This is a genomic window from Porphyromonas levii, assembly GCF_018206105.1.
In the GTDB taxonomy this organism is placed as follows: Bacteria; Bacteroidota; Bacteroidia; order Bacteroidales; family Porphyromonadaceae; genus Porphyromonas_A; species Porphyromonas_A levii.
Genome location: NZ_JADRGN010000026.1, coordinates 22,963 through 32,099 on the forward strand (window position 1 = coordinate 22,963; position 9,137 = coordinate 32,099).

Here is a 9,137-nt window from a genome sequence, read left to right on the forward strand (position 1 = left end):
TATACTATAAGATATTATGCTCAAGCAATACATCAAACAAGCGTGGCGGGGCTTTAGTGAGAATAAGCTCCAAAGCAGGCTTACTATTCTCGGTACTGCACTATCTATCTGTATGATTATGGTGCTGGTGCTAGTGGATGAGGTGAAGTATGGACCATTTCCACCCGAAATCCATAGACGTGAGATGCTCATTGTGAAGCAAATGGTGGAGAAGAGTTCTGAGAACTGGTCTATGTCGGGGGTAGGCGAGAGGAGTATTAAAGAATTCTTTACCGACCTCAAGACGACCAAGAGGGTAGCTTTTTATACATTTTCGAGGAATACCATTGGTTTGCCTGACCAGCCATCTAAGGGACAATACTTTGTCACTGGTGTTAGCGAACAGTATTGGGACTTCTTTGATTTCAAGTTTATTGCAGGCACCCATTTTACCGCTGAAGAAACGACTGCAGGAATTTCCCTTGTGGTTCTGTCAGATAAGTTGGCTTCTGAACTCTTTGGCCAAGATGATGCCGTTGGAAAAGAGATTTTATTAGGTGGCAACGATAGATACAAGGTCGTAGGAGTAGTCAAGAGACCACAGAGAGTCATCACCTATGCGTATGGAGATATTTGGGTACCCTACACATCGCCTGCCTTTAAGGAGTCTGAATCCTCCCAAAGTTATGTGGGTGCTTACAATCTTTTCCTAATGCCTGACGGCAATGGTGGTAAAAAAGAAATTGCCAAAGAGGTACAAGAGAGAGTAAAGTACTTTAATAGTACCAGTGATGATATAGAGATAGACCTATTAGGAGCCCCAGATGACTTTAGGACAGCCTCTTTTCGATTAGGATTGGATCCAGTGGATTTGACCTCTGCTTATAGAAAACAATTTGTGCTCCTAGCATTATTCTTCCTAGTACCAGCGGTCAATATTGCCAGTCTGACCCACTCAAGGATGAAAAAGCGTATAGGTGAGATAGGCATTAGAAAGGCTTATGGCGCCAATAATAGAAATATCCTGAACCAAGTTGTTTGGGAAAGCTTACTCTACACACTCATCGGTACCGCCATCGGTTTCGTATGCTCAGTCATAGCTATTTATACATTGCAGGAAATGTTGTTCGGAGAGGGGAATATAGAGATTCCTTTGTGGACTTTGATTCGGCTAGAAGTTATTGCCGTGGTCATCATTACAGCTGTACTGCTCAATATGGTTTCGGCAATAGTGCCTGCTCTATTAGCATCTCGTAGAAGTATCATTGACGCATTGGAAAGGAGGTAATCGTATGACTAAGCATATTCTAAAAAAGATGTGGAATGAACGTAGTAGCAATGTCGCTCTCCTATTGGAATTATTTCTTATTGCGCTATTCCTATGGTATGCGATAGACTTAGTCTACGTACAGGTACGCAACTATAAGCAATACCCTGGATGGGATGTGGAGAATACCTATCAAGTGAAGCTAAAGGAAATCCTGGTGTTTGACAAGGAATACCAAGATAGTGTCTCCATAGAAGACCAAAGCGCTGCGTTATGGTCATTGTACGACAGAATTAAGAATTACGATGGAGTAGAAAGCGTTTCGATGTCTACTGGTGCAATGCCTGGGACTAAGATAAAATCATTCGAGATGTTTATTACTAGGTATGGCATTTTCGAACAAAGGGAAATTGCATCACCCGAAGTTACCACCAGTTTTGTGGATGTATTCAAAATACGTTCTGTTTACGGAGATTCAGAAAGTGTGAAGAGTGCTCTAATTAATAAGCACAGAGTCGCTACCTCTGATGTCCTTAATATTTTTAATAGCAAAAGTAATACAGTCGTAGGAGATACGCTCTTTACTGATACCTCACTTAATGAGGCGAGCGAAGTGATTTATGAAATGATCTATCCTATCAAAAACAATCGCTTTACTAGCTCTATACCTATGCTTCTCTCTAATCTATCGGAAGGAGATATGATCTATTCTCCATTCTACTCTGAGATCTGTATCAGAGTAGCATCAAGTGCAAAAGAGGGGTTTGAGGAGCGGTTTTCAGCAGATATAGGAAAATCATTTGTGCAAGCTAATATGAAGTTTGACGGACTCCAATACCTTCCCGATTCTTTCGAAGTTTATGAGAAAGAGGTAAGAAATGATTTGTTACTCAATAGCTTTTTACTCATCTTCTTACTTACAAACATACTGATTGGCGTAGTGGGGGTATTTACTAATCGAGCCCAGAAAAGTGTGGGAGAGATAGGGCTTCGAATCTCGTTTGGTGCTACACCAAGGAGCGCTATTCGTATGTTTATCTACGAGGGGGTGATTACTCTATTGGTAGCATTTGTGCTTGCTGCAATCGTAGTGGCTATCCTCTTCTATATAGGATTCCCTAGTGTTAGTTTAATCCCTCTCGACACCGCAAGGTATGTAGGGGTCTTACTCATCGTCTTTATCGTGATACTTGTTACTTTGACCCTAGCAGTATGGCTTCCTATTCGAAAAGTGACAAAGATACCTCCAGCTCAATCCCTTAGAGAAGAATAAACATTTTATTATCATACAATATAAACTATGCTGAAACAATACATCAAACAAGCGTGGCGGGTGCTCCGAGAGAATCCTGTACTAAGTACGATTTCTATACTTGGTACTGCCCTCGCTATCTGCATGATTATGGTAATGGTGATGACCTACCAGATCAAGAATGCCCCTTATCCACCTGAAGTCAATCGAGATCGTACTCTATATGTTAAGTGGATGAGAGGCAATAGTAAAGGCAATAGTGATGGTTCGTTTTCGGGACTGATGGGATATCAATTTGCTTCACAGGTACTGAAACCTATAAAGTCTGCCGAAGCAGTCGCTATAGCTTATGGTTTAACTCGGTTGACTCTTGTAAGTCGTCCTGGAAGTGACATTGCTGAGAGCTACGACCTCAGACGAGTGGATGAAGGCTTCTGGAAGGTCTTCGAATTTGATTTTATCGATGGTAGCCCTTTTGATCTAGCAGATGTCTCTTCGGGTCTTCGAAAGGCAGTGTTGTCGGAGTCGCTTGCTAAGAAAGTATTTGGGCGTACTGATGTTTCAGGAGAAAGGATAGAGCTCAATTATACAGGGTATACTGTCCAAGGTGTTGTTAAGGATATCTCTACCTTAGCAGAGGCTGCGTATGGACAGCTGTGGACTCCCATCACTTCGGAGCCTATGCTTTTTGAGGGAGCTGAAGGGATGTCCGGTATCTGCCGAGCTTATATTCTTGCTAAATCGTCGCAAGATTTCCCTAAGATAAGGGCTGAGATAGAGGCACTCAAGGAGGCTTATAACGCTGGTACTACAGAGTATAGTGCAGACCTCAGTGGGCAGCCCGACAATCATTTTAGCTATATTCATAGAGAAAACCCTGGCGATATTCCCGAAGTCAAGAAAATAGTCCGCCAATTGGCGCTTACCCTTCTATTACTCCTTATAGTACCAGCTATTAATCTCTCAGGGATCACTATGTCTCAGATGCGTAAGCGTCTTTCTGAGCTTGGACTGAGGCGTTCTTTTGGAGCTACACGAAAAGAGGTAATGAAGCAAGTAATGGTAGAGAGTCTGATGAGTACACTATTAGGTGGGGCGATAGGTTTGGTGCTAGCATTTGCCTCATCGTATGTCCTGAAGTTCGTGCTATTCTCTGTGCGAACCTTTGGAATCCTACAAGGCGAATTGAGTGTCGATCCATTTTCTTTGATTACGCCAACGGTGTTCTTTATTGCCTTACTATTCTGCTTGTTGCTGAACCTCCTTTCAGCCCTTCTCCCTGCATGGAGGGTCTCACGAGTCCCTATTGTTGAATCTCTACAGTCTAAATAATATGATGATTAAGCATATATTCAAAATCATTCGTAATGAGTCGAAGAGTAATCTAGCCCTTTGGTTGGAGTTGGCTGTCGTGTCTGTCTTCCTTTGGTTTATAGTAGATAACATATATGTAACGCTCAGTATGTACTACAAGCCCTTGGGATTCGATATCAAGCATACCTATATGATGAAGCTTGGATATCTCAGCGAGGCAAGTGAGGGCTATAGAGCAGACTATACCGAGGAACAGCAAATAGGATTTATAGAGAATATCATGGAGCGACTGACTCATGACCCTAAGGTGGAAGCAGCAGCCTTCTGTATGCAATCAGCACCATATGAGGGGAGCTGGAGATCCACCAGTCTCTATAGAGATACCTTTCAGGTAAATTCGCTTTATCGGTATGTCTCCCCAGATTTCTTTAAAGTCTATAAGTATCAGTCTGTCAATGGTAGTACTGATGAACTTGTAGAGGCACTTAAGCGAAGAGAGTGGATTGTCACCCCTGATATTGTAGAAGCTCTAGCTCCTGATGGCACCAATCCAATAGGAATGATTGTCAATCAAAATAAAGAAGATGCTATGAAGGGCGAAGGAGCTACCGTAGGGGCTATCTCAAAGCCTGTTCGCCTTGATGACTTCGATGATTTCTCGAGCTACTACGCTTTCCCAATGGGGTATAATATCTTTAAGTACTATGCTAGTCAGGATATCCAGTACTTCCAATTCCCTATTCGGGTAAAGGCAGAGGAAGATAAAGACTTTAGGCATTATTTCTGGAGCCAATTGGCTCCTCGACTAAAGGCTGGCAACTTCTATCCCCAAGAGATTACTTATGTACCAGATAATAAAGCCTCTTTTCAAAGAAGCCAGACGAATGAGCTCAAGACTAAGATGCTACTGGTATTCTTTCTCCTAGTGAATATCTTTCTAGGTGTGATGGGCGTCTTTTGGTTCCGGACTCAGGCACGTCGGCAGCAGATAGGTCTGAGGATGGTCTTAGGTGATACCCCTAGGGGCGTTCTAGGGAAGTTTTATGCCGAGGGGTTAATAATCTTAGCTACAGCTATGATTCCAAGTATGGTTGTGCTCTATGTGCTAGGGCAGAAAGAGGTGCTTAGCACAGAGTATATGGAGCTGTCGCTACAGCGCTACCTAATAGGTATGGCTATTACCGTTGCCCTCCTCTGTGTGATGATTATAGTGGGGATTTGGCTCCCTGCTCGCAAAGCTATAAATATGTCCCCTGCAGTTGCATTGGCAGAGGAGTAATACAATATAATGATATGAGACGATACTATTTTTTCATTGTTTGTTTGTTCTGTTGGGCTGTAGCACCACTTGCCCCTATTGTATGCACTGGGCAAGAGGTGCTCACCCTCGGGCAAGCTATAGAGAAAGCTCACGATGCTTCGGTAGAGGCTCAGGTGGCTAAGAACGAATATCAGCGTGCCTATTGGAGCTACCGTACCTATAAAGCAGAGCTATTGCCAGAGGTTACCTTCACGGGTACCTTGCCCAATTATCAGCGGAGCTATAATCTATATCAAAATGCCAATGGTAGCCAGAGCTTTGTTCGCACCAATTCCTTGATGCTCAAGGGCGAACTATCTATAGAACAGAATTTATGGTTTACAGGTGGTAAGGTGCGCCTAAGTTCTTCACTCCAGTACCTTAATCCCCTCAATATGCCTGGACAGAAACCTTCCTTCCTGAGCGTGCCTGTAGGGATAACCTTGGAGCAACCTATTTTTGGCACAAACCACTTTAAATGGGCTCGCAAGATAGAGCCTGTCCGATACAAAGAGGCTCAAGCTAAGTACTTGGCGGATGTAGAGCAAGTTACGCTCAAAACCATCTCCCTCTACTTCGCACTCCTAATGGCTCAGGAGAACCTTAAGATTGCGGAGCAGAACCAAGCCAATGCCAATCGTATCTATGAGATAGCTAAGGCAAGAAGAGAGATGGGGCAGATATCTGAGAATGAACTTCTACAGCTCCGCCTCTCCTCGCTAAATGCCGATAGTAAGCTCACCGACCAGCGCTCTAGACACCGCTCAGCCATGTTCGCCCTTACCTCCTTCCTCGGACTGGGAGAGCATACTCAAGTAGAAGCTACTGTCCCAGAAACTGCGCAGTATCCCGCTATTACTTACGAGGATGTGCTGATGAAAGCGACTCAGAATAATCCTTTGTTACAGACTATTCGTCGTCGACAGCTAGAGGCGGACTATGAGGTGGCACAAGCCAAGGGTAATCTAAGGCAAATAAGTCTCTTCGCCTCTGTAGGCTATACTGGGCAAGATGAGCTATTCCGCCCAGCGTACCAGCACCTCATAGATAATCAGGTGGTACAAGTGGGTGTGAAGATCCCATTGCTCGACTGGGGAAAGCGACGTGGTCAGGTAAAAGTGGCAGAGAGTAATCGTGAGGTGGCTCTAGCTCAGGTCAAGAAGCAGCAAATAGACTTCAATCAAGACCTCTTCCTCCTCGTGGAGCACTACAATAATCAGGCAACGCAGATGGAGATAGCTCAATCATCCGATGAGATAGCACAGCAGAGGTATAATACTTCGGTGGAGAGCTTTATGATCGGTAAGATTAATACACTAGACCTTGCCGATGCACAGATTTCTAAGGACTCAGCACGAGCTAATTACATCAATGAAATGTACCTCTATTGGTACTACTTCTATCAACTACGTTCGCTGACTCTCTACGATTATCAGCAGGGAAGGGACATTGTTATTGCTGAATAAGGGCATTTTCTTTCGATAGATATATTATGTTGTGAGTCTCTGTGGAATAGGGCACAGGTATTGTAATCAATTTGTAAATAGCCCTATTCCTCTCCAATGGAGCCAATCCTACGACTGTGGGATTGGCTCTCTTAATTAGTTCGTTAATGATGGTGTATGAATCAATCTCCCCTCAGAAGGCAGCGATGCCTACCTGAGAGGAGATTATTCTATTGGGTGTAGGGATGCCCTACATGGGTTAGTCTACAGGATGATAGCGCACAAAGGCCTCTATAGCTTCATAGCTAGCCAGTCCAAGACGCTGATATAGCTCAGCAGTAGCACGGTTGCGATCTTCGGAGCGTTGCCAGAAAAGACGCTCGTCATCCCCGAGGAATGGAGCACTCTCCATCTGTGACTGGTGCTTGAGGATGCTATTACGCTTGTAGCGTAGCTCTTCAGGGCTCATTGGTACCGCCATCTCGATATGGTCAATCTCCCATTCTGCCCAAGCACCACGATACATCCATATCCAGCAGGTCTTCATCCACTCTTCTTCCTTGAGCTGGTCAATTGCTGCCAAGGCAACATCGAGGCAAACCTTGTGCGTGCCGTGTGGGTCGGCTAGATCGCCTGCAACAAAGATTTGATGAGGCTTAACCTCCTGCAAGAGTTTTACCACAATATCTACGTCTGCCTGAGTAGGTGGGTTCTTCTTGATACCTCCAGTCTCGTAGAATGGGAGGTTGAGGAAGTGGATATGGTCATCATCAAGCCCAACAAAGCGAGCTGCAGTACGTGCCTCTTCTACGCGAATATTACCTTTGAAGTAGCGTACATCAGGGGTCTCAATAGAGCCCTCTACCTTGTCGTGGAGTAGAAAATGGCGAAGATCTACAGTATGCTTGTAGAGTTCGGTGTCTTGCATCCCGAGGTGCTCAGCAGTATTGCGGAGGAAAGAGAGGTAACGAATGACTTCTTCGTCTCCGACCGCTATGTTGCCAGAGGTCTGATAGGCGACATGCACATCATGATTCTGCACTACTAGCCGGCGGAATGTACCGCCCATAGAGATCACATCGTCATCGGGGTGGGGGCTGAAGATGAGTACACGTTTGTGCTCAGGCAAAGCTCGCTCGGGACGGTTGCTGTCGTCGGCATTGGGTTTACCTCCAGGCCATCCTGTGATGGTGTGTTGTATGTCGTTAAATACTCGGATATTGACATCGTATGCCGAACCATACACTGCAAGTAGCTCTCCGAGCTGATGGTCGGAGTAGTCCTGATTGGTGAGCTTAAGGATAGGTTTGCCCGTCTCTTGGCAGAGCCATACGATAGCACGGCGAACCATCTTGGGTGTCCAATTGACGGTTGTTACCTTCCAAGGGCGATTGATGCGTGTTAGTTGGCTTGCAGCTTGTAGGTCTGTGTATACCTGTACGTTGCTATGTGTCTGGAAGAAGGATGCAGGTACGTTGTCTGAAACACGCTCCTCTACTGTCTTCCTTATGACATCCGCTTTAGCCTCGCCCCATGCAAGGAGGATAACTTTTCTCGCCTCCCCTAGGTCCTTGAGTCCAAGTGTTACTGCCGTAGGAGGTACGTTTTCTTTGGTATTGAAGGTGGAGATAGCCTCTTGGACAGAGGTGGTATCGAGCACGGATAGGCGTGTGCCTTGTGAAAATATTGATCCTGGTGCATTGATGCCTACGCTACCTCTACGCCCTATACCTGTCACGAGTAGGTCAATGCCTCCTAGATCAGCTATAGCTTTGTCAAACTCATGGATGGCTTCCCCTATATTATCTGTGGTCAGCTGATGATTGAGCCGATGCAATTGGTCGGTAGGGAGATCTATTTTGCTGGTAAAGTGATTGGCAATCAGAGCCGACACACCACTCTCCATGCTTGGGAGGGGTACAAACTCATACATAGGAAATATGTGAACATTCCCGAAGTTCAGACCACTCTTCTCGTGTAGCTCTATGAGTGCGTTGTAGAGAGGTTCTGGACTAGTGCCTCCTGATAATACCAGCACGAATGGCTTGCCTTGGCTTGCCTTTGCCTGGATGTCTAGTGCCATGCTATTGGCAATTATTTTGGATGCCTCCTCAGGCGTAGGCAAGATATTGACGGGGATACGTTCGTACGTAGTTAGTATGCCCTGTTCGTACGCATTCAGTGGCTTGTATAGCCTTTCTTCTATCTGTGTAAGAGCAATCTTATTGCTCAGTCCATGTCTCATACTTTCTTCCTAATATATAGTTATTGTTGTAACTTTTATTTGAACCGACAAGATACTAAATATTTTTGTATTATTGCTGTCCGGTAAAAGTTAGAAATGACTTTTTGAAGGTCAGATTGTCTTTTCCTGAATTTATTGACCATTTTCGGGGCAATTTAACTATCTAGTTGACCATCCGTGCCTGAGGTTTCACTGGTCTGTTGACTCCTATTTCCTTATTTACTTGATTATGCGCACCAAGTGGTTGACTTTTCAGCGCTGCGCCCCTGAAATATACTATACCACTTGACTTTGGATCTCCCCCTCATACCCTATGTTTCGTTGAGACATACTAG

At 44.8% G+C, this 9,137-nt stretch carries 6 protein-coding genes; 5 read left to right on the forward strand and 1 reads right to left on the reverse strand.

The window, feature by feature from the left end:
• The first annotated feature begins 16 nt into the window (after nt 1-16).
• From IX315_RS06545 to IX315_RS06565, 5 genes are read left to right on the forward strand one after another with little or no spacing between them, the layout of a single operon-like run.
• The gene (locus IX315_RS06545) at nt 17-1,267 is read left to right on the forward strand and encodes an ABC transporter permease (protein WP_211837283.1); all 1,251 of its coding nucleotides are present in this window, start codon (nt 17-19) and stop codon (nt 1,265-1,267) included.
• Between the two features lie 4 nt (nt 1,268-1,271).
• The gene (locus IX315_RS06550) at nt 1,272-2,519 is read left to right on the forward strand and encodes an ABC transporter permease (protein ID WP_211837284.1); all 1,248 of its coding nucleotides are present in this window, start codon (nt 1,272-1,274) and stop codon (nt 2,517-2,519) included.
• A 27-nt stretch (nt 2,520-2,546) separates the two neighbouring features.
• A complete protein-coding gene (locus IX315_RS06555) occupies nt 2,547-3,830 on the forward strand; it encodes an ABC transporter permease (RefSeq protein ID WP_211837285.1) in 1,284 nt (427 codons plus the stop codon).
• Between the two features lies 1 nt (nt 3,831).
• On the forward strand, nt 3,832-5,091 hold the full coding sequence (locus IX315_RS06560) for an ABC transporter permease (RefSeq protein ID WP_211837286.1): 1,260 nt from the start codon (nt 3,832-3,834) through the stop codon (nt 5,089-5,091).
• Between the two features lie 14 nt (nt 5,092-5,105).
• Nucleotides 5,106-6,578 carry a TolC family protein gene (locus tag IX315_RS06565; protein WP_026215542.1) on the forward strand — a complete coding sequence of 491 codons (1,473 nt, stop codon included), beginning with the start codon at nt 5,106-5,108 and terminating at the stop codon, nt 6,576-6,578.
• Between the two features lie 238 nt (nt 6,579-6,816).
• Here the strand turns inward: IX315_RS06565 and IX315_RS06570 are convergent, their stop codons facing one another.
• Nucleotides 6,817-8,802 (reverse strand): 6-phosphogluconolactonase, encoded by a 1,986-nt coding sequence (locus IX315_RS06570; protein WP_211639638.1) that lies wholly within the window; start codon nt 8,800-8,802, stop codon nt 6,817-6,819.
• Nucleotides 8,803-9,137: the final 335 nt, after the last annotated feature.

Excerpts from the sequence above, each read along its gene's own strand:
- IX315_RS06545 (WP_211837283.1), top strand. The coding sequence starts at position 17 with ATGCTCAAGCAATACATCAAACAAGCGTGGCGGGGCTTTAGTGAGAAT.
- IX315_RS06550 (WP_211837284.1), top strand. The coding sequence starts at position 1,272 with ATGACTAAGCATATTCTAAAAAAGATGTGGAATGAACGTAGTAGCAAT.
- IX315_RS06555 (WP_211837285.1), top strand. The coding sequence starts at position 2,547 with ATGCTGAAACAATACATCAAACAAGCGTGGCGGGTGCTCCGAGAGAAT.
- IX315_RS06560 (WP_211837286.1), top strand. The coding sequence starts at position 3,832 with ATGATGATTAAGCATATATTCAAAATCATTCGTAATGAGTCGAAGAGT.
- IX315_RS06565 (WP_026215542.1), top strand. The coding sequence starts at position 5,106 with ATGAGACGATACTATTTTTTCATTGTTTGTTTGTTCTGTTGGGCTGTA.
- IX315_RS06570 (WP_211639638.1), bottom strand. The coding sequence starts at position 8,802 with ATGAGACATGGACTGAGCAATAAGATTGCTCTTACACAGATAGAAGAA.